The sequence below is a fragment of the Paenibacillus tundrae genome (assembly GCF_036884255.1).
Lineage (GTDB): Bacteria > Bacillota > Bacilli > Paenibacillales > Paenibacillaceae > Paenibacillus.
Window position 1 is genome coordinate 5,393,068 of record NZ_CP145605.1, and the last position, 21,940, is coordinate 5,415,007.

At 42.1% G+C, this 21,940-nt stretch carries 11 protein-coding genes; all 11 read right to left on the bottom strand.

Annotated elements, in window-relative coordinates; translation table 11 throughout:
- Nucleotides 1-62: 62 nt before the first annotated feature.
- Nucleotides 63-2,888, bottom strand: a complete 2,826-nt coding sequence (locus V6W81_RS24185; protein ID WP_338540633.1) for an alpha-L-rhamnosidase — start codon at nucleotides 2,886-2,888, stop codon at nucleotides 63-65.
- A 48-nt stretch (nucleotides 2,889-2,936) separates the two neighbouring features.
- The gene (locus tag V6W81_RS24190) at nucleotides 2,937-4,460 is read right to left on the bottom strand and encodes an ABC transporter substrate-binding protein (RefSeq protein ID WP_338540634.1); all 1,524 of its coding nucleotides are present in this window, start codon (nucleotides 4,458-4,460) and stop codon (nucleotides 2,937-2,939) included.
- 211 nt (nucleotides 4,461-4,671) lie between these two features.
- The gene (locus V6W81_RS24195) at nucleotides 4,672-6,990 is read right to left on the bottom strand and encodes a GH36-type glycosyl hydrolase domain-containing protein (protein WP_338540635.1); all 2,319 of its coding nucleotides are present in this window, start codon (nucleotides 6,988-6,990) and stop codon (nucleotides 4,672-4,674) included.
- A gap of 20 nt (nucleotides 6,991-7,010) precedes the next feature.
- Nucleotides 7,011-9,452, bottom strand: coding sequence for a glycoside hydrolase family 2 TIM barrel-domain containing protein (locus V6W81_RS24200; protein ID WP_338540636.1), 2,442 nt, complete (start codon nucleotides 9,450-9,452; stop codon nucleotides 7,011-7,013).
- A gap of 10 nt (nucleotides 9,453-9,462) precedes the next feature.
- On the bottom strand, nucleotides 9,463-11,937 hold the full coding sequence (locus V6W81_RS24205) for a glycoside hydrolase family 3 N-terminal domain-containing protein (protein ID WP_338540637.1): 2,475 nt from the start codon (nucleotides 11,935-11,937) through the stop codon (nucleotides 9,463-9,465).
- 152 nt (nucleotides 11,938-12,089) lie between these two features.
- Nucleotides 12,090-14,645, bottom strand: coding sequence for a glycoside hydrolase family 3 N-terminal domain-containing protein (locus V6W81_RS24210; protein ID WP_338540638.1), 2,556 nt, complete (start codon nucleotides 14,643-14,645; stop codon nucleotides 12,090-12,092).
- Between the two features lie 155 nt (nucleotides 14,646-14,800).
- A complete protein-coding gene (locus V6W81_RS24215; RefSeq protein ID WP_338540639.1) occupies nucleotides 14,801-16,369 on the bottom strand; it encodes an ABC transporter substrate-binding protein in 1,569 nt (522 codons plus the stop codon).
- An 84-nt stretch (nucleotides 16,370-16,453) separates the two neighbouring features.
- Nucleotides 16,454-17,338, bottom strand: a complete 885-nt coding sequence (locus tag V6W81_RS24220) for a carbohydrate ABC transporter permease (RefSeq protein WP_056690827.1) — start codon at nucleotides 17,336-17,338, stop codon at nucleotides 16,454-16,456.
- Nucleotides 17,339-17,364: 26 nt separating this feature from the next.
- A complete protein-coding gene (locus V6W81_RS24225) occupies nucleotides 17,365-18,330 on the bottom strand; it encodes an ABC transporter permease (protein WP_128103513.1) in 966 nt (321 codons plus the stop codon).
- A gap of 106 nt (nucleotides 18,331-18,436) precedes the next feature.
- The gene (locus V6W81_RS24230) at nucleotides 18,437-20,215 is read right to left on the bottom strand and encodes a sensor histidine kinase (RefSeq protein WP_338540640.1); all 1,779 of its coding nucleotides are present in this window, start codon (nucleotides 20,213-20,215) and stop codon (nucleotides 18,437-18,439) included.
- Entirely contained in the window at nucleotides 20,212-21,807 is a 1,596-nt protein-coding gene (locus tag V6W81_RS24235; RefSeq protein ID WP_338540642.1) for a response regulator, read from the bottom strand. The genes V6W81_RS24230 and V6W81_RS24235 overlap by 4 nt, the downstream gene beginning before the upstream one ends.
- Nucleotides 21,808-21,940: the final 133 nt, after the last annotated feature.

Below are 21,940 nucleotides of genomic sequence, written 5' to 3' on the forward strand. Positions count from 1 at the left end.
TATTTGTAATAAATGGATATTAATTCATTTATATCGACTTTGAAGATTAATTCCTGTCAAAATTACCTAATCGCTTTTAATTTTTCATCTAACTCCTCAAGTATGCTTGTATCCATAGGAAAATGAGCGACAAAATCTCTGATTGAAGAGTCTCGAACCTTGTACCAAATCGAACTTGGTTCCATCTCAAAACCAGGAGGAACTACTGGTTTAATAAGCTTACGTGCATGTTCGTTCACAACCAGATCGACAAGCGGTGTATATGTGCTAAAAGTTTTAATATAGCTCCTATTCGGCATATATTGAATCAGGTAGTTTCCACTCTCTAACTCAAGCTTTACATCCTCTCCATCTTTAATCATGGGCACATTTAACTCCAAACTATTATTAATTGAGATTGTACCCACAGATGCTCGTGGTAGGAGAACATGCGCCGTCGAATTAAACGGAATCTCGAAGCGGAATTCAAGTCTCCCGTCTTCATCAAATGACCATTCACTCTTATAAGTACCTACCGCCGAATCGACTACAGCTTTCGCCCACTGTAAACGAAAATCCGGCTTCGGTGTCAAAATGACTCGGCGAAAACCCGGTACTTCTTCATCTGGGTTCATTCCTGCGATTACTCGGTACATCCATTCTGAAATTGCACCATAGACATAGTGATTCAGGGAGTTCAACCCAGGTGGACCGATTTTGCCATCCGAGTCAATGGAATTCCAGCGTTCCCAAATTGTCGTGGCTCCCTGCTTGACTGCATATAGCCAGCTTGGATGATCTTCGTTGAGCAACAGTGTGTAGCCAAGTTCTTCACATCCATTATTCGATAATGCGAAGTTTAGATAAGGAGTTCCGACAAATCCAGTCTGGAGATGATAGTCATCCTTCCGAAGCCGAATGATTAAACCCTCTATAACACGCTTCTGATACGCAGCCGGGACTAGATCCATATACAGTGCTATGGCATATGCCGTCTGGGTATCGATCGCAAGGCGACCGTTTTTTGAAAAGAACTCGTTCTCTATCGCCTGTTTGACTTCCCCGGAAATCCTTTCGAAATAGACTTGGTCATCCTCGAAACCTAGCACCTTGGCCGCTTTCGCGACCAATTTTGAGGAATAGTAATAATAGGCAGAGGCGATAAAGGACGTGTCTGTGGCCCCTATTACCGACTCAGGATCATTCCCGTCCAGGGCAAGCCAGTCTCCTAAATGAAAACCGACCGTCCACAGTCTGCTGCAGCCCGAATCCTCGTCAGCATGAATAATAAAGTCAACCCAACTCTTCATGCTCTTGTATTGCTGCCTTAGTATTCCCTTGTCTCCATAATGAAGATATACGTTCCATGGAATGATCGTGGCCGCGTCAGCCCATGCGCTAGAGCCACCACTCGGAACGTTCACTGCGGGAACAACCATTGGAACCATGCCTCCGCGATCCTCTTGTTCCAGAGCCATATCATGACCATACTTTGAATAGAACGCATACGAATCCATATTAAAACAAGCGGTTCCAGAGAACACTTGGGCATCTCCTGTCCATCCCATCCGTTCGTCCCTTTGTGGGCAATCTGTAGGAACATCCAGAAAATTGCCCTTCTGTCCCCAAAGCGCATTCTGAAACAACCGATTTACAAGCGGGCTGCTCGTCTCAATTACTCCAATTTGTTCCAAATCAGAGTAGAGGACACAGCCTGTAAAGTCGTTAGGATCGAGCTCTCCCGGCCACCCTTCCACCTTGACGTACCGGAAGCCATAGAAAGTGAAGTACGGACGAACGATTCTTTCTTCCCCATTAGCTGTATAAACATATTCCGCCTTCGCTGTTCGAAGGTTATCGCGATAGAAGTTCCCGTCCTGCATAACCTCACCATGTTGAAGACGAATCACCGTTCCTTTTGAAGCATGTGTATGAAATTGTATCCAACCAACCATGTTTTGACCCATATCGAGTACTGTCTCACCTGCTGGTGTGTAAATTACTTCAATTGGCTTCAACTCTTCCTTCACCACAACAGGAAGACTTAACCTTGCAGTAAGTCGTTCAAAGCCAAGGTCACCTTCGCGAACCGAATGCAATTCTGTGGCCGTGAAGGTTGCATCGTAGAATTCACCATCATACAAATTACCACTCAGAACCGGGCTTCTCTCCGCAATCCATTCCGTATCTGATTTTAGAATCTCCGTTGTTCCGTCCGTATACTTCACCCGAATTTCACATAATAGAGCGAACTCGTTACCGTATAATTCTCTGGAATAACCATCAAATCCGAAACGTCCCTTGTATAACCCGTTCCCAAGGCTCACCTCTACCTGGTTTTCTTCTTCGAGCAATAACTCTGTTATGTCATACGTCTGATATTGTAGCCACTTGTTGTATGCGTTGAAGTGAGGGGCGAAATACTCGTCACCTGCCTTGATCCCATTAATCTGCATCTCATACAATCCGAGACCACATACGTATGCACGGGCGGAATCAACTGATTTTGTGAGTTTGAAAGTTCTGCTAAGGACCGGGTGATGCTCCGTGTCCATTACAGGTATGATCCACTTCGCGTCCCACGATTCATCTAGTTTTGCCGTTTCGAACCAGGCAACATCGCTAACAGCATGGTCTCCATTATCTGCCCACACCTCTACCCGCCAGAAATAGCGAGTTCTGGGTTGGAGTTCGATCCGCAGCTCGAAGGAGAGACTATCAATCTCCGCATGCTTACCACTATCAAATATGATGGAAGAAAAATCTTCGTCCAGTGCTACTTCGTACCTAGCTGCAATCTGCTTCTTAGCATCAGTACACGTGACTATATAAGAAAGTCTAGGCCAATCACTCAAGGAGAATCCCAACGGATTCGTAATTCGATTTGTTTTGAGTTTCGTAATAATCATCTGGCATCGTTCCCTTCCAAAGAATTGGATGATGCAATAGGCCGCCCTTTATTGGTTGGATTTCACCCATTGGTCGAGTTGTCTCTGCTTCTCCTCAATTACCTTGTCTATTCCAGCAATTTTCAAGTTGTCTAAAAATTTCGGCAACACGTTATCTGGATCAACACTTCCCGTTTCAAGAGGGAGACGGTATTGTGAAATAACATTTCCAATGGCAGCAATTTCTGTTTTGACCGATGTTGGATCGAACGTGAAACCAAGAGCCTTTGATTTTACAGCTGACTCATTAAACTGTTTTACTTTTTCCCAGATATCCGGATCTGTTCCTCGCCAGACATAGGCGATAAATTGATTACCAAACATCCAGCCGGCATTTAATCGATATCCAGAATTTTGTTCATTGACACCTTCAGGAAAATCGATGACATTTCCAGTTAAAACTTTATAATGTTTGCCTTCAATTCCCCAAATCAACAGATTCGAGATGTCTTTATCTGAATACATCAGATTAAGAAATTCCATTGCTTTATCTGGAGATTTTGAATTTGAAGTGATCCCCCACATTGTGTTTGTGATATGAGCAGTTGTAGACACGGGAGGATCTGAGAATGCTATGGTTTCCATAGACACTTTACTGGTAGATTTACTTCCCTCTTCTTCAAATTGAAGTGCTCCGGGATGAGCATTTAGTAGAAACGCAAAACCACGATTAGAATCGATTAGATCTTGTGCATTCATCTGATTCGTCGAAGCATCTTTGAGAATTAGACCTTCCTCGTACCATCTTCTAAGCATGTGAAGCTGCTCTGCGTATTCTTCTGTACCATACCAATTAACAACTTTTAGTCCATTATCAAAATCAGGAAGAACGCCTAGATGATTATCCAATCTGTCGAAAGTCTGATAGTTATCAAGTATAGATGCCCCTGTTGATGGGATTAGTGGTGCCATATCCGGTTCACCATGTTTAACCGCTTTCAAAACTTCTTCTAGATCTTCAAGCTTACGAAGTTTACTCGTATCAATTTGGTATTTTTCGAGAATATCTTCTCGCATTGTAATGCCATTAACATACGCCATTTCATGCATAGTCGGCACACCAAATATGGTGCCTTTCACCCTTGAAGCATCCAGATAAGCCGGATCTAATGCCGCAATTATACCTTCTCCATGCTTGTTAAGAAGTTCATCCAGCGGAATCAATTGACCTTGAGTTATTGCTGTGTTGTAGGCATAGATTGTTGGCATTAGATCCAGCTTTTCTCCGCTTGAAAACATCAAGTTTACTTGCTGGATCCAGTTGGAAAAACTAATAGGCAATAATTTGACTTTAACATTAATTTTTTCTTCGGCTATTTTACTAACTGCTTCTTCAATCAAGGACATATCCTTCGGAAGTGCAGCAAAAATTGGAAAAGCAACCGTCAGTTCAGTCAGTTCGCCGGGTTTTGCAGATGGATCGGATTCTGCCGTTGTCTCTCCATTATTGTTATTGCTGCTGTTATTACAGGCTGACAACAGTAACATGGCAATGATAAGCAATGCGTTAAGCAAACTTCGATTTTTTGGCATATTATCCTCCTCGATATAAGAAATATTTTTCAATAAAATGTATACATTCACATTTTAATTTCTTTCAACCTGGGAGACTGCTCACTTAACGACATTTTGATATTCATTTGACGACGAACTAACAGATCCAACATCAATCGATCTCTAAATAATTCAAGCTCCATCTTTCGTTTCGCTCCTGATGGGTATTTAGAGCAACCTACGCTTGGTGTTAAACGACAGGATTAAGAGTAACTTCTACATGATGAATCTTTCCGTCAGAGAAGTGAGGGAGAAGATTTCCGATTATACGATTGCCGTCCACCTTTATCTCCGGTTTTCCTTTGGATAGCTTCATTGGATTCTTGATGGTGATCTCATAACGTGTGCCGCGGAATTCCCTGTACACCTGAGCCTGCTCCCAATCAGCAGGGAAACATGGGTCAATTCGGAGACCATCATAATCCCGCTTGATCCCCATAATCCCCTCCAAAAGCGATATGAGTCCCCAAGCCGAGGTTCCTGTTGTCCATGATTGATAGGATTTTCCATAATATTTGGGGTGGATCGAATAACAATTCGTGAAGACATATGGCTCTGCTCCGGATTCTGTAGATGGATTCGCTTCACTGTCTGGAATGATTTTCAGTAGTGTACGTATCGCTTCTGCTCCTCTGCCTGCCTTGCAATCGGCCATAATCTTGAAACCAGTTGCATGACAATAAACGCCCCCGTTCTCGAATAGCCCCGGTAGCATGCCGGACATTCGGCCAACATGTGGGGAATATTCCATATATGGAGGCATATTGATCGGGAAGCCAAAATCATGCTCCATGCTGTCCATGGATTCCAGCACTTTGGGCAACTTCTCTTCATCCGGAATATCTGCAAGAACAGCCCACGATTGAGCGTTAATATAGATTTTACTTCCTGTGCTATCTTTGGAGCCAATATTCTCTTCTTTACTAAGGGCACGCATATACCAGCTTCCGTCCCAAGCCACATTGTTAATCGCACTACGAAGGATATTGTACTGATCATCCAGATATCCTGCATAATCAGCGTCTCCCAGTCGCCGGATCAATGTTGAGAGCTCTTTCAGGGCATAACAGAATTGCTCAGACAACATAACAGATTCCGCATCGGGATCAGTTGTAATATTCAAAGCATCATTCCAATCCGCGAAGAAAATGCGTACCAGACCATGTTTTCCTTTGTCCTCTATTAACCGGTTGACTGCAGCCTTTACATGTTCCAGCATCGTTGCTGAACCTTCGTCCTGAAATTCAATCTCCATATCCAGAAGAGAATAATCTCCAGTCTCCTTAATCAACTCACATACAGACCAGATAATCCAGAAGGGCTGGTCTGAATAACGGGTAGCGTCATATGGGTACCATGTTAGTACGGCATGCCCAGCCTTAAACTGATGCCGCAAGCATTCAATGATCTCCTCCTTGGCCCTCTCCTGCCTGTAGTTAAGCAGTCCAACTGCAATCTGAAGGTTGTCCCTTACCCCCTTCTTGCCAACAATACAGAAGTCCACCTGTTTTTTAACCCATTCATTCATAATCACGTTCAGCTTCTCATCAGGTGTGTTAATTTGGAGACTCGCGTATTTGCTCATCTGGAATTCCTGTGTTTCAAGTAATGCTCGTGTTATACGATCACCTGTGCTATAGTCCACGACGGTTTGAACAGCCTCTTCGAGTGATTCGCTGACTCCAAGCACATAATACAGTTCTTTCTCTTCACCGGGTGCCAGTAACAGCTTGTTCTGCAAAACGCCACCAAGATTAGCAAGCGTAGTGAGAGAATTCGTACAATCTCTACCCTTAACCACAACATCAGGCCGCTGGAACAATGGCGCCGGCATAGAATCCAATCGGGTATACGTCCCCAGTTCCCCCAGAAACGTTCCAAGATTGCCATCAAAGGCGTGGACAGTTTCAGAACATGCGATATAACCGTTATATCTATTGTGTGGTGCGAACGGATGTTTGGACTCACAATAAATTCCATTCAACTGCTCATTGAAAAAGGTTTCACAACTTCTGTACATTTCGTAATACCGCGGGTATTTAAAGCCTTCCAATTCAAAGCTCACGGTAGAAAATACGCTGATTCGCTTCATTACATCCGTATTATTTTTCACTTTAACCATCCAAACCTCATTGTAGCCTTCATGGGGAACAAAAAGCTTCCAGGAAGCATGGACACCGTTCTTTTGGGACTGGAGGATGGAATATCCGATATTATGTTCGCATGAGAAATCCTCAACTTCTTCGTTTAGTGGGCCTTCCCCAATATTCCAGAATACATTGGCATCATCATCACGTAGGTACAAATACTTTGCATCCTGATTATTGATCATACACATATCAGCTTTTGAATTGATGTAGTAGCTTCGGCCATGCCCGATTTGGGAAACCTGTGTGCAATACCCTTGTTCACTCCACAAGTAGTTGTACCAATGTCTTGGAGTGCGTGGCGTATTGATGATGCAGGAATTACCATCTTCAGTAAAATGGTGTATTTTATTTACTTTCATTTTATCACTCCTAATTAAAACTATTGTACAGGGATCTCAATTGATTCGTGATTCAGTCCGTCAATCTCAACCATCATTGTTGACATACCAACTTCATAGCTTGCACGAACGATAGCAAGCAATCTCCCTTGATACGAAGTAAATTCGCCTTTCGTATAGTTCTCTGTGGTTTGCGGCCTGCCCGTCCCAAAAGCTGCCAATGTTGCCGCACCAGACAACTTTGCTGTTGCTTTTAGTTCAGCTGTTGGTACCAATGTCCCTTCTGCATCAACGATCTCTACAACTGCATAGATTAAAGATTGTCCATTTGCAACAAGCTCTTTCTTGTCGGTAACAATCCTAATACCTTCGGGTTTTCCAGCGGTGATGAGGATATCAGATGATATGCGCTTGCCATCTATATAACTCACCGCTTCCAAAGTACCTGGTTCATATATAAGTTCAAAACTGGCTGTGTACCTGTTCGTCTTACCCGCAGGATTTCTGCCGAGACTCTTTCCGTTAAGAATCAGTTCCACTTCTTCAGCTCTGGAGTAAATATCTACCTGTATAGGAAGCTTCTCCGAACCCGTCCAACTCCAATGATGCTCACATTCTGGCCAACCCCATCTGCTCAGAATCTCCAGCTTCCCGAAGTTTCCCGGATTTCTAACAGCTATGAAGGTCTCATCGGAACCCCAAACAATTTTTCGGTAGAATAGCTGAGGACGTGCAAACCCACAGAGATCAAAATCTGAACAATTGGCCAAACGCCATGGGTAAGGAGAATTGCCAATACTGTTATGAGTATTACGGGTTTCATCCCGATGGACATATTTCACTTTCCCGAGTCCTGCTTCGCCAATGTAATCATGGCTCGTCCATACGAAATCACCAATTACATGGGAAAACCGTTCTACATCATGCCAGTACTTATCACACTGAGGTGGCATGCTTTCGGTGCCGCAGATCACCCGGTCTGGATAGTGCTCGATAGCATTCGCATAATGATAGTTCATGTAATTATATCCCACGACATCTAAAGGTGCGGCGAACGCTTCTGAATACTCAGGCCAGATTTTCATACCAAAATCAGTATCATAATTTGGGGTGAAACCTTCGCCATCTTCGAGAAGTAAAGACATTTCCTTATAAAAAGTAGCAGTATCTTCATCATCAAGACCGTTAAAAAAAGAACATAAGGAATTCGTAACCAACCTAGTAGGATCAAGTTCACGCACTCTTGCCGCCAATTGCGCTGCCAGACGGTAACCATCTGACATCCCTCCGCGTTCAAGCACCTCATTGCCTGTTGCCCACATGATGATACTCGGATGGTTCCGGTCTCGTAGCATAAATGTTTCCAGATCATTCATCCAATTTTCTACAAAGTACAGACTATAATCTTGAGCGTTTTTCTCCATCGTCCAAACATCGAACGCTTCATTAATAACCAGCAGCCCTAAACGGTCACAAGCGTCTAGTAAATCTCTTGACATCGGATTATGGGCAAAACGAATAGCATTATATCCATTATCTTTGTGTAGCTTCATTTTGCGGAATTCACTGTCCCTAAACGAAGCTGCACCTAAAATGCCATTGTCATGATGGACACAACCACCTTTAAGCTTAAGTGAACGTCCATTTAACATAAATCCGTTAAGCGGGTCAACAGATATCGTTCTTATCCCGAATTGAGTGCTATCATGATCCAGAACTGACTTATTGTCGGTCAACTCTACTGTGATTCTATACAAATTAGGAGAATCGATATCCCAAAGATCTGCATGTTCAACTGCAACCCGTACCCTACCGACAACCTTCTCTCCAGCAGGCACATGTACTTTCACACGCCCGGTTCCCGCTTTGATTCCGGAGACTTCTCTCATCATATTGACATTCAACCAAACATCGGCGGGAGCCGAATTAAAATTTTCAACTGTCGTTTCAACAAAAACAAATGCAGTTCCGTTTACAATATGTGAGGTATGGGCAAAAATGCCCCATGGAACGATATGCACCTTCTGAGCTACAAGCAAGTCGACATGACGGTAAAGCCCTGAGCCTGAATACCAGCGTGCATTTGGTTGTGCGCCGTTATTGACAGTAATTATAAGATTATTAGGCATGCCCGGCTTCAAATAAGGCGTAAGATCGGCGTGAAACGGAGAATAGCCATAATGATGTTTCGTAACCACATGCCCGTTTAATTTCACCGTCGCGTTCATGTAAACACCGTCAAATTCAACCATAACCCTTTTATCAGCATATTCTTCGGGAATATCAAGAATCTTTGTGTAAGTTCCAATTCCCCCATCGTAATAACCCGTTAATGAACCTCCCGGCGCCTCTGGCTTTGTATCTATTTCAATCATGAAATCATGCGGTAAATTCAATAATCTTCCTGGCTGGGTGGAGCCAGGTACTATTGATGGGATACCATGGCTAAACTCCCAAGCCCGGTCAATATTTTCTCTAATCATTTTCTCCCCCCTATAGATCTGTAATTGTTACCTGTGATGAGAACACTTTACGTTCAACAATAAGTTTCTCGCCTATAATTGCAAATACACCTTTTAAACGGATATCTTGGGAGGACGAACCTATATACATTTCCATCTTACCTGGCTCAACAATCTGATCCATATTTAAATCATGAAATGCCAGCTGTTTCATACTTACCTTAAATTGAACTATTTTTGTTTCATTAACATCCAGGGTAACCCGTGCAAATCCAACCAACTGCTTCACAGGTCTTGCAACACTGCTCACTTGATCCCTAATATAAACTTGGACTACTTCTTCACCTGCAACTTGTCCGGTGTTTTTTAACTTAAATGCGATGCTGAGGTCACCGTCTGCCTGAACCGCGGCATTCTGTACCAATTCGCTGTATTCAAATTGGGTATAGCTTAATCCATGTCCGAATGGGTAGAGCGGGGTGTTTTGGTTAGTTTTGATATATTCAGCATATTCATTAATGTCAACATAGAGTGGTAGTCTACTGCTATACATAGGAATCTGGCCAGATTCTTTTACTATGGTTACCGGCAATTTTCCACTAGGATTGATCTTGCCTGTAAGGATATTCACAATAGCTTTTGCCCCAAACTGAGCCGGAAGCCATGAATAAAGGACCGCTTTACTCTGTTGGCTCACATAAGGTGTAGATAGCGGTCGCCCATCAACCACAATAGAAATAACAGGTTTATTCAGCTTAAATACTTCTTCCATCAAGTCTAATTGGGGCTTCTCAAGACCTATATTGATGTTATCTTTGTTTTCACCACAGGTAGCTTCAGGATCGATCATGCTTTCTTTACCGCCTAACACTGCGATGACAATATCCGCCTGTTGGACAGCAGCCTTTACTGTTTCTATTCCCCCATCTATTGCTTTGAATATATCGCAACCTTTGGCGTGTAACACACGATCTTTCCCGAACTCTTCTTCCAGAACATCCTTCACAGATTTACAATCTGGATAAAACATTTGAACAAACTCTTCATTCGTTCTATAGACTCTGTTCGAGGAATCATCAGAATTCAAATTCTGTCTGATCATATTTAAAATAATGGATTTCTGTTCAGGAGTAGGTTTTTCATCAAACTCGATACCCATCGATTTTAATGATTCTTTATTATCCGTAATGGTTCCGGTGTATAGCATTCTCAGAAAGCTATCTTCTTCAGATTTATCAAAATCACTGCTTTTTGTGCTAGCCGATCCAACGGATGAATAGCCTCCAAAGAAGTTTGTTTTGGTATCCGAGTTTGGACCAATCAGAGCAATTTTCAGCTTCTTGTTGAGTGGCAGGATACCATCCTCATTTTTTACTAATACCATAGATTTTTCTGCAATTTCCAAGGATAATTCTTCATTCTCAACCTTTTTAATTTCATAAAAGAAGTCGCCGGCTTCATAAGGATTTTCGAATAGTCCCAATGTGAATTTCGTTTCAAGAATTCTTCTTAATGAAACATCAATATGCGCTTCTTCAAGTTCACCTGACTCAACTGCTTCTACCAAGTGCTGATAACATTGATTTCCAGGTTGCTCCACATCCATTCCAGCTTTGAATGCTAGTATACCTGCCCCCTTCGCATCTTCAGCCACTCTATACCGTAAAAAAGCATGAGTAATGCTACCGTAGTCTGCTACGACCAATCCCTGAAAACCCAGCTTGTTTCTTAGAACATCAGTGAGTAGCCATTTGGAAGTAGACACAGCCTGGTCATTAAGCATGCCGTAACTGTTCATTACCGCTTTTATTTTTGCTTCATGAATGGCAGCTTCAAAGGGGAAACAATAACTATCTAGCAATCTTCGCTCAGATATTTGCTGTTCGCCGCCTCCTCTTCCACCTTCTGCATTTCCATAACCAACAAAATGCTTCGCTGTAGCCATAATTTCATGATCACCCTGTATTCCTTTGACAAAAGCTACACCCATTTGAGCAACTAAATAGGGATCTTCACCATAGGTTTCACCAACTCGTCCAAATCTCGGATCTCTGGCCAAGTCAAATAGTGGGGAATGCACTGCTCTAAACCCAAAAGAGATGAGTTGTTTTTTGACGACTTCGCCCATTTTTTGTGCTAAAGTCGGTTCCCAAGTCGAAGCAAGGTTAAGTGACTGGGGGAATGTAGTTGCGCTAGGGATCTGCGCACCAGCTATGCCTTCACTATGGAACAATCCAGGAATGCCTAATCTGGTTTCCTCGACAAGATATTTTTGTATCCCATTTATAGTCTCTCTATCTTTCTTCAGGTCACCTGTAAAAGAATCATTCAGATAACTTACGGTACCAATCCCATCCTTCAATTTATGCATTCTGCTATCATAAACAGATTCTCCTCCATAAGAATTTGCACAATATAACTGAGCTACTTTCTCCTTTAAAGTCATTCGTTTAATCAGATCCTCAGTTCTCTCATGAATAGACTTGCTGGCATCTTTATAGATCATGTCTTACCTCCAAGTATTATTGATTTCAAAAAGAAATCCAGTCTAGTTTAAGTTTACGTTGACCGTGAAGCGGCTCTACTCTTAAAACTACTTTGCGTTCTTCATGTGCCGACTTTAGGAGTAATGAAATACGGATCATTAAAAGCGTTTATTCAGATAGGCTGTAAAAACTCAAACAATGCTTCCTTCACATCAAATGAACTCGATCCGATATATACCTTGAATTCGCCAGGTTCAGCTCCATGCTTCAAATCCAAATTCCAGTACGCCAGATCTTCAATTGTGATACTGAAGCTGATGTCTTTCGATTCACCTGGTTCTAACTTTACTTTTTTAAATCCTTTAAGCTCCTTTACAGGGCGGACAACACTTCCATAAATATCCTGAATGTACATTTGGACGGTTTCTTCTCCCGCTAGCCCTCCAGTATTGGTAACCGTTACACTGGCAAATATCTTTCCCGAATCCGTCATCAGAGTTTGAGATAATCGAATATCCGAGATCTCAAAAGTCGTATAGCTTAGGCCGTAACCGAACGGGTATAGCGGATTATTGGAGCCATCGATATATCTGGAAAAGAACTTTTCCTCTTTATTACTTTCCGTTACGGGTCTCCCTGTTTTAAAGTGATTGTAGTATACCGGTAGTTGTCCGATATGTACGGGGAAACTCATTGTCAGTTTTCCGGATGGATTATATTCACCGAAGAGCACATCTGTGATGGCATGTCCAGCTTGCGACCCCAAGAACCATGTTTCTAATATGGCATCAACATGTGACTCAAACCAATCGAGGACCAGAGGCCGTCCATTCGTCAGGACCAATACAGTTGGCTTGCCCACACGAACGATAGTCTCCGCAAGCTCCTGCTGGACCTTCGGCAGTGTAATGTCCATACGGGACGCAGCTTCGCCAGACATTTCGCTGCTCTCTCCGAGTGCCAGAATAACAATATCCGCTTGTTTTGCCGCTGTAACAGCTCGCTCTACTCCCCCGTCCAATGATTCTTCAACCTTACAACCTGCTTCCATCAGAATGTGGGTGTTCGGAACTCCCTTCTCTTCCAGAGCTTCTCTTAATGTAACGGTCTCCTTCGAATACCGGGACCACTGCCAGGGGCCAAGCATATCCTTGCTATCACCGAATGGACCGATCACCGCAATTTTTTTTGCTTTGTCTTCAATGGGAAGAACACCGTTATTCTTTAATAGAACAATGGACTTCTGAGCCAACTTCCGGCTTGCTTCCAGATGTGCCGGATGAAAATGATATTCTTTTTCTTTCTCGGGACGAATATAACGGTATGGATCGTCCATAATACCGATCTTATATTTAAAGGTAAGAATTCGACGTACTGCTTCATTTATTTGTTCAATGTTTACGATTCTTTGCTCAATTAATTCGTTTAGATGATCATATGAACGAGTTACCATTTCGATATCCATCGTAGCATCCAGTGCTTTTTTTGCTGCTTCTTTACTGTCTTTCGCATTTCCATGAGCGACAATTTCATCAATGGAGCCGTAATCGGAGATCAATATTCCGTTAAATCCCAACTCTTTTCGAAGGAGTTCATCAAGAATATATTGGTTACCCGCAACCGGAACTCCCTGATAGGTGTTAAAGGAATTCATAACCGACCCTGCACCAGCATTAATGCCTGCTTGAAATGGTGGCAGATATACATTCCGTAGCGTTCCTTCAGATATATCTACTGTGTTGTAGTCCCGACCGGCTTCAGCAGCACCGTATGCAACAAAATGCTTCAAGCAAGCTATAATTGTCTCTGAATCGAACAGGCTATTCCCTTGAAGACCTTCCACTTGAGCTTTTGCGATTAAACTTCCCAAATAAGGATCTTCTCCTGCCCCCTCAACAACACGTCCCCAGCGTGGGTCTCTTGTAATATCGACCATCGGCCCGTGGTTATAGGTTATTCCTGTAGCACTTGCTTCCTTTGCGGCAATCACACTGGCTTCTCGGATCGCTGTCATGTCCCAACTACATGACCAGGCGAGTGGTACCGGAAATATAGTCTGAAATCCGTGAATTACATCAAAGTTAAATAACAGTGGGATACCATGCGGAGATTGTTCTACCGCAATTTTCTGCAATTCGAACACACGATTGCTGTTAACAGCCGACAATACTGAGCCTGCTCTTCCTTCGGAAACAAGCTTTTCTGGCGACTCAGAATCAATATCAGATCCCAGAGAAAGATTGGTAGACATGCACTGGCTCATTTGACCAATCTTATCAGTAACGGACATCTTCTTTAGTAACGTGTCAACCTCATGACGGATCTCATTATCACTCCGTTGTTTTACATTTTGTTTCCTGTAATTAGAGAGTTTAGAAATGAGCAAATCTTCAAGGGATGGTCCAGTTCCTTCTGCCCCTATAACAAAGAACTCTTCCTGATAGGGAATCTTGATTCTTCCTTGGAACTCCTTGCCCTCAAAAGTTAAATCAAATTCAAAACCCTCTCCTGGTACAAATTGAGACGTACCCCTTGCCTGCAATAGGTTACCATCGATTTTCACATTATTAATATCAACTGGAAATGGAAAGGGCTCAAGAATAACAGATAAGGTGAAATTCTCCTCTTTTCCAATAATGAACTGCATTTTTATGGTCGTATGAACGGTCTCATATAAGAAATGCCAAGTGCCAATCATAGTGTTCAACTCACTTTCAATAAAATACAATCGTAAGATCCTCGCCCTTTTTCTGAAGGAGATAGCATAGTTTTATAGAAGGAAGCTTAAATTATTTGTTAGAAAGAGCGCAGTACACATACTGCGCTCTCGTAGACTGAATTATCATCAGTAAAAAAATTCATTTCGTTGGAAAGAAGATATTTCTACTTCTTCTTCGCGAGAAAAGCATCAACTTGTGTCTGTGCCTCTTCTTTGACCTTTTCCAGACCAGCACTACTTAAGTTTTTATTCAGTTCATCAAATGCTTTGTCTACATCCTTAACTGCACCGATGTAAATCGGGTTGGCATACTGTGTGGATGCATTGGCCAAGTTTGCAATCTGTGTTTTCACGTTCTCAGTGTTGAAGTTAAATCCATTAAGTGCAAAGTCTGAGGTATTGTATTCGCCCTGTTTCTCCCAGAAGTCAATATAAGTCTTCGGCCAAGTGCTCATTGGCTTAAACAAAGCTTTATTTACGAACCAGAAGCCTGCGGAATCAGGAGGATAGGTATTTGTTTCAGCTGTCACCCCTTCCGGCAAACCGACTTTTTCATCCTTGACCACATAGTTCTTACCTTCTATCCCGAAATAAGTTAAATAAACATATGATGGATCTTCCATAATAAGGTCAAATGCTTGCATTACACGTTCTGGATTTTTGGAATTTGCCGCAATTGATATCCCAGCCCCAATGTGATTGCCCATCGGAACTTTACCGTTTGGCATCAATGACGGGATAATGTAAGTTTCAATTCCTTTTGCTTCAGCAGCTTCAATAGTCGCTGCAATATCAATACTGTTGCCAAACGCTACCGCAGATTTTCCTTCAACAAAATTATCTTTGGAGCGAATTTTATTGGCATAAGGATTTTTGTTGACGTATCCTTTGTCATACCAGTCCTTCATGATATTAGCCGCATATTTCTGGGCACTTAAGTAAGGCTCTTCAACCATGCTATAAATTTTTCCGGACGGATCTGTGAAATCAAAAGCCGCTCCCTGAGACAAAGGTCCACCGCCAAGTGAGCCGCCCGTAAAGCCCACTTTCTCACGCATCAGATGTTGATACGGTGTTGGCAGGTCAACCTGTGAGTCCAAGTTTAGGCCAACCATATCTGGATGATTTTTCTTCACAGCTTCCAGATAAGGACCAATCTCAGAGAGACTCCTTACATCGGTAAGGCCGGCTTCCGCCATAATATCTTTACGAAGTACAGATACGAAGACATTACTATCAGGGGTTGTCTTCGGAATCATAAAGATTTTATCCTTAATCTTGGCTTCATCCCAAGCAGCAGGATCCATTGCTGCCGATTTTTTCGGCATATTTTTGGCTATATCCTCTGGTTTCAGCTCATAAAAGGCTCCTTTATTCGCTTGTTCAACATAATAATTCCAGTCTGCTGAGAAGATAAAGTCCAAATCTTCGCCCGTAGCCAACAACAATGGGTACTTAGATTGCACATCTCCCCAATTGATATAATTCAACTCAATCGTAGCATTGATGTCATTTTTAAGTTTCTTATTCAATGTCTCAAGTACCTCAGGCATACCTTTAGGCGCCTCACCAAGTAGATAGCCTTTTAGAACAACTTCACTTTGCCCTGTTGAATCTTCATTGCCAGTAGTGCTTGTATTGCCTTCATTACCTTTTGAACAGGCAGACAATAGCAATGTAAACGATAGCATCATAGCAAGAATGACCTTTATATTTCTCTTAGAATTCTTCATTTTTCTTCCCCCTTATTTAATTTTTTTATATAAATCCCAATGAATTAAATAGGATTCATATCAAGTCTAGGATTCTGATAACATTTAGCCTTTAACAGCACCAATGGTGATCCCTTTAACAAAATACTGTTGAAGAAATGGAAACAGGATCACAACCGGACCTGTAGCTATAACGGTCATAGCAAGCTTGAATGTTTCCTTCGGCATTTCAAGAGAGGATACATGCTGAGCTAGGGCAGCTGACATATTCATTGAAGACAACATTTTATAAAGCATGTACTGTAGGGGTACATACTCCTGTTTGTCAGTGAACATCATAGGTGTCCACCAGTCGTTCCAGTAGGCTAAAATAGTGAACAGGCCAATTGAAGCAAGTGCTGGTTTGCAGAGGGGCAGAACCATTTGCCAAAAAATTCGAAAGTCTCCTGCTCCATCAATTTTTGCCGATTCCACCAGCGGCTCAGGCACCGAACCTTTAATGAAGCTTCGGAGGATCAAAACGTACATCACGTTGAACATAGGAAGCAGTATCAAAACTGCAAGCGTGTTCTTCAGATGCAAGTAACTAGTAACCCAGATGAAAAAGGGAGCTAAGCCACCACTGAATAATGTGGTGAAGAACAGGAAAAACGCCAGTTTGTTCCGATACTTCACCTCTTTGCGGTACATCACATAGGCTGCCATCGTGGAGATTAGCAGTGACAGAACGGTTCCAACCACTGCGACAATTATCGACACCCGATAAGCAGAGAGAAGTTCAGCAGGATTGCGAAAAATAAAGGCGTATGCATCCAATGAAAAGCCTCGAGGAATAAAGGAATAGCCCTTTGCTAAAACCTGTCCTTCATCTGAAATGGAACCTGAGATAAGAACGATAAATGGAAGCAAACACAAAATAGCGACAATTGCTACAACAGTGTAAGAAAAGGCTTGAAAAATCGGAGCTGAATTTAGTTTATTTTTATTCACAATATTTCCTCCTTTCTAAGTTTTAGTTAGAACAGTGCGTTCTCTTTGTCATAACGACGTACGAGATAATTAGCAATCAGGATAATGATTAAAGTGAGTACGGACTGATAAAGACCCACTGATGAAGCCATACCAAAGTCTTGTGTGCCCATAAGAGAACGGAAAACTAATGTATCAATAATATCTGTAGCATTCATAAGTGCCCCGTTGTTGCCGATTAGCTGGTAGAACATATCGAATTCACCGCGCATGACTCGTCCAAGTCCAAGTAATATCAGTACCACCGCTGTAGGTTTCAACAAAGGGAGCGTTATTTTCATAATTTTTTGGAAACGACTTGCCCCATCAATTGTTGCTGCTTCATAGATCTCCTGATCAATCCCGACAATCGCTGCCAAGTATAAAACACTTCCAAACCCAACCCACTTCCACACATAAAGTAAAGGAAGCAATAGGTACCAGTAGCTTTCAGTTGAATAGATATCCATAGCTTCCAGACCGAGATTTCTCAGGAATACGTTGGCTATACCAAACTCATAGTTGAAAAAGTTATAAACGAACGCTGACACGGTAACCCAGGATATAAAGTAAGGCAGAAACATTAATGTCTGAGCAGTTTTTTTGAAAAATTTGTTATACGTCTCTGATAGCAGTACCGCAACCAATATCGAGAATAGCGTATATAATCCTAAGAACACTACGTTGTACAAGATCGTGTTTCTTGTGACGATCCATGCCTTACCTGACTGAAAGAAGTACTCGAAGTTCTCGAGCCCATTCCAGGGACTCATGAAAATTCCATCCCTGTAGTTGAATTCTTTAAAAGCCATTACAATACCGGTCATCGGTATATAGGAAAAGATGATAAAAAAAACAGCAATCGGTACAAACATTAAATACAAAACCCAGTTTTTCTTTATCTCCTGTAGTGGTGACAGCCCTTTTATTTTTTTGGGTTTCGTCACTACAGATCGCTCTAACTTGACGTTCATATGCAACCTCCTTCTGAATGCCTCTCTCCTTTCACATTGTAATGGAACGGTGATTCTCATCCTACGAGGGAAAGCTCTGATCTTCTTTAATATTCTTTGTTAACGCTTACTTTTTTGGTATACATATTTGTACAGAGGTTCCCTCGCCCAATTGGCTTTTGTATAACAATCCGTACTGAGATCCATAATTTAGCTTAATACGCTCCTGAATGTTCCATATGCCAAATCCCCCCGTACCTTTGCTAACAGAGCTGTTTAGAATATTTTCTAACACCTCTTCGTCTATACCGACACCATTATCATTAACTTCCACAAGCAAATTTCCTTCCTCTGTTCTTGCGGAAACAAGTATTTCACCTTTTTCAGAATCGGTTTCCAAAATTCCATGCAAAATTGCATTCTCAATCAGAGGCTGAAGCATAATTTTGGGTACTTCACAATGTGACAGCTCTGGTGAAACGTTAATGGTCAATGTAATCGCATTATTAAATCGCATATTCTGAATCGATACATAGGATTCCACATGCTTGAGTTCACTCTCCAAAGTGACACTTTCTCTACCATTAGATAAGCTCAACCTATAGAACAAGGCTAATCGATCCACTACTTTGGAAATTTCCTCATTTCCGGAGCTGATCGCCATAGCATTGATCAGTTCCAGGGTATTGTATAGAAAATGAGGATTAATTTGTGCCTGTAGCGCTTTTAGCTCCTTATTTTTCACTTCACGCCCAAGCGTATAGGTCTCCTCAAGTAATCGTGATACATTATCCACCATCACATTAAAATTACTAATTAGCTCACCAATTTCATCCTGATTGACCGGAAGTGGATTCATGCCAAAATCGCCATTCTTGACCTTACGCACATGTCTCGTAAGTTTGCGTAAACGTTTAGTTGCAGAACCCGCAACGACGAATGATAGAACCAATGTTAGAGGAATGATCAGCAAAAATATAAAGATTAACCGATCACGCATAGCATTGCTTGTTTTCAAAATATCCGTATAAGGTACAATCATCGCTACACGCATATCCGTTTGAGGTATCTCCTGAAGACCTAACAGAATCCGCTGTCCATTAAACTCCAGATTATCTTCCCAAATATTCATACGTCTTCCTGTCAAAGCCTTTGACAATATCTCTTCAAAATCTGTATTTGTATATTCAAAAGTCTTAGAGGTACTGAGAATTTCACCCTGTTCGTTAAATAAAGCAACGGAAGTGGACGGAGTCGCCATAGCATGTTCCAATATAGCTATCATTGTGCTCTGTGAGATCTGAGCCCGTACAATACCGTCCATTTTCGTGATATTATGAGGACTTGGAATAACGCGCAGTACTGATATGGCATTATTGTCTTTTTTTTCTTCCATGACCGAAGAAGGCAGCCAAGTCAGGACAGAATGGCTGTCTAAGAAGTTTCTGAACCAGAGACTGTGCTTCAAATTCTTCATACTCAAAAAATCCGTACTCTCAGTCACTGATGCGAGCCCCTGTTCCATATAGACCTGCACGGATTCAATATCCGAATTGTAACTAAACTGTCCCACAATACGGCTTAGTCTGTTTGCATCCAATCCCCAGAGGTTAACATCCTCATACCGTTTGGGATCTTCAGAGACAAGATTCTGAACCGTGTCACTGAATGCAATTGAATTCAATACTTCTTTGACCATTTCAGCACGATATTGCAGATGCGACTTGGTCTCCTCCAGCATTTTTTGAGCTGAGTACTTTGCCTGCTTCTCTGTTTCATTGGTGCTCAGATACAGATGAAGCAAGAGCAGCAGAATCAAAGGCAGGATGATAACCATTAAATAGGAAGCAAACAGCTTGTAACGGATACTAAAGTCAGCGAACGTCCTCCAGTTAATCCGTTTCATTTGGCCATCCTCTCCCTGTACTCCGAGGGCGTGCAACCTGCATATTTCTTGAAGAAGGTTGTAAAGTAATTGGCATCAGAAAAACCAGTCATGTCAGCTACTTCATACAGTTTTAGCCCTTTCGCCAGTAGAAGTTCTTTGGCTTTCTCCACTCTCAGGGAAGAGATATACTCTTTAATTGTACTTCCCCTCTGTTTTTTGAATAAGGAACTGAGATACGTCTCATTTAAACCTACATGATGGGCAATATCCGGAATTGAAAAACCTTTTTCATGAAAACGTTTGTGTATATATTGCAGTATTTCCCGCATCTTGGCGGAACTACCGTCCTGTTCAGACGATAACTGGAACAGATCCAGGAAGGAAAGAATGTACTCCTCCATACTTGAGAGATCGGGAACCTGGTCAATTTCCTTCCAGATGTATCGACGTTCTGTATCCTCATCCGTATCCGTGAACCCTAACTGTACAGCAACATCAAGAATGACCAGTAAAAATTGAAAATAGGAGTCCTTGAGCCGAATAATATCCAAATCACAGGCTAACCTTGCTTTCTTAGTCCAATTCATAATTAATTTGCGGGCAGCTTCAATATCTTCCTGTTGCAGAAAGTTACGTAAACGGCGAACCAAATCCCAATCCGTAGCCAATTCTTGGTTATCTCCAAGTTCACTGGCAAAAATTAATCGACTGCCATCGCTATAGTAATGAAGGCTACACGCATCCATCGCTGTTCTGTAGGAATCTGGAATCTTTACTCGTTCTTTTACTGACTCCCCAACTCCCATGCAAAAACGTATATTGTTGCCTATTATGTCGGTTACTTCTGCATAAAGTTTTTCCAGCACGCTACGTTGTTCCCTATAGGTGCTTCCGTAAGCTTCTGGTAGTATGAAAATCAAAAATTGTCTAGAGTCGAATCCACAAATGCAACGAAGTGAAGTAAGTGTGCTATTCATGCTCAGCCTACGTAGTAAATCTTCCTGTAACTGTCTTGAGTCTTCCATACACTGAAGCCGCCTCCAGTATATGGATGAGACAATCGCGGTGTACACTCCTTCCGAAGGCAAAAGAAAAGTCTCTCTGCTCTCAAGAGCTCTCTGTACATTGAGTGAGCTCGGAACCGCGATTAACTTACGAACCATCTCCTGTCTCAGATAAGGGAGTCCTTCATCATAGGCGTTTTGCATTTGGCGTTCCTCAAGCCTTTTTTTCTCATCATGTTGTCTTGATTTAACGGCTTCCCCGACTGCCTCTCGAACTTTATCCAGATTAATTGGCTTCTCAATATAGTCAAGGGCATTCAGGCGAATTGCTGACATTAAGTACTCTTTATCTGAGAATCCGCTCATGAACAACAGTTTGCATGATAAATCTTCTTCCCTGAGTAATTTAGCAAATTGTATGCCATCCATCTTCGGCATCCGGATATCACAGAGAACAATATCAGGGAGAAAACTACGGCATAAGTCTAGAGCAGCCAATCCATTACGTGCAGTCTCTACCTCATGAATACCTAATTTTCTCCATTCCACATGATTACACAGCATGTCCCTGGTTCTGTCTTCGTCATCTATGATCAGCAGCTTCATGATGTATTCCTCCTAAAAATCTCTATTGCATTAAGTTCTGATAACAAGAAAGCCGGTGGATTCCCCCCGGCTTAAATCTCATTTATTAAAAGTAGCCAATCCCCGTCCTTTAAATGGTCTATTGTGCCATATT

Excerpts from the sequence above, each read along its gene's own strand:
- V6W81_RS24200 (WP_338540636.1), bottom strand. The coding sequence starts at position 9,452 with ATGATTAGAGAAAATATTGACCGGGCTTGGGAGTTTAGCCATGGTATC.
- V6W81_RS24185 (WP_338540633.1), bottom strand. The coding sequence starts at position 2,888 with ATGATTATTACGAAACTCAAAACAAATCGAATTACGAATCCGTTGGGA.
- V6W81_RS24230 (WP_338540640.1), bottom strand. The coding sequence starts at position 20,215 with ATGAAACGGATTAACTGGAGGACGTTCGCTGACTTTAGTATCCGTTAC.
- V6W81_RS24205 (WP_338540637.1), bottom strand. The coding sequence starts at position 11,937 with ATGATCTATAAAGATGCCAGCAAGTCTATTCATGAGAGAACTGAGGAT.
- V6W81_RS24195 (WP_338540635.1), bottom strand. The coding sequence starts at position 6,990 with ATGAAAGTAAATAAAATACACCATTTTACTGAAGATGGTAATTCCTGC.
- V6W81_RS24215 (WP_338540639.1), bottom strand. The coding sequence starts at position 16,369 with ATGAAGAATTCTAAGAGAAATATAAAGGTCATTCTTGCTATGATGCTA.
- V6W81_RS24235 (WP_338540642.1), bottom strand. The coding sequence starts at position 21,807 with ATGAAGCTGCTGATCATAGATGACGAAGACAGAACCAGGGACATGCTG.
- V6W81_RS24190 (WP_338540634.1), bottom strand. The coding sequence starts at position 4,460 with ATGCCAAAAAATCGAAGTTTGCTTAACGCATTGCTTATCATTGCCATG.
- V6W81_RS24225 (WP_128103513.1), bottom strand. The coding sequence starts at position 18,330 with ATGAACGTCAAGTTAGAGCGATCTGTAGTGACGAAACCCAAAAAAATA.